Source organism: Sphingomonas sanguinis, from assembly GCF_001476905.1.
Taxonomy (GTDB): domain Bacteria; phylum Pseudomonadota; class Alphaproteobacteria; order Sphingomonadales; family Sphingomonadaceae; genus Sphingomonas; species Sphingomonas sanguinis_B.
In genome coordinates this window covers 1-720 of sequence record NZ_LDTE01000220.1, presented here as the reverse complement: position 1 = coordinate 720, position 720 = coordinate 1, and the positions used below count along the sequence as shown (strand labels likewise).

Here is a 720-nt window from a genome sequence, read left to right as displayed (position 1 = left end):
CCCTGGGATGCCGCTGGCTCGAATTGGCCCGCCCCTTGCAAAGCACGGGCGCATGAACGGTTTGCCGCCCCTCTCCCAATTCTTCGATCCGGCCGCCCTGGCGATCGTGCTCGGCGGAACGCTGGTCGCGACGCTGCTGCGCACGCCGTGGCGCGATGCGGGCCGCAGCGTCCGGGCGCTGCGCGTGCTGGTCCGCGCGCCCTATTCGGCCGAACCGTTGCTCGAACAGATCACCCATCTCGACCGGATCGCCCGGCGGCACGGCGTGCTGACGCTCGACCGGTCGGTCATCACCGATCCCGACCTGGCCGAGGCGATTGCTGCGATCGTCGATGGCGAACGCCCCGAGGCCGTCGTCGCCTGCACCCGCCACGCGCGGCTGGCGCGGGTCGAGCGGCATCTGGCAGTCGCCGATGTCTGGGCAGGAGCCGCCGAGGCCGCGCCCGCCATGGGCATGGTCGGCACGCTGATCGGCTTGGCCGCGATGTTCGCGACGATGAACGATCCGCAGCGGATCGGCGGCGCGATGGCGATCGCGCTGCTGGCCACCTTATATGGCGCGCTGTTCGCCAACCTGGTCGCCCAGCCCATCGCCACCCGCCTGCGCCGTGCCGCCCGCATCGAAGCATTCGAGCGGATGCGCATCGAATTGCCGCTCGCCGCCCTGTCCGCGCGCGAGGCACCGGCGGCCGCGATCAGCCCGCCGACCCCGCCCCGCCG

Annotated in this window: 1 protein-coding gene; it reads left to right on the top strand. The window is 72.4% G+C overall.

Going from position 1 to position 720, the window contains the following annotated elements; all coding sequences use genetic code 11:
• Positions 1-52: 52 nt before the first annotated feature.
• Positions 53-720, top strand: a 668-nt coding sequence (locus SB4_RS18695) for a motility protein A (protein ID WP_058753739.1), incomplete at its 3' end; no start/stop codon positions are given.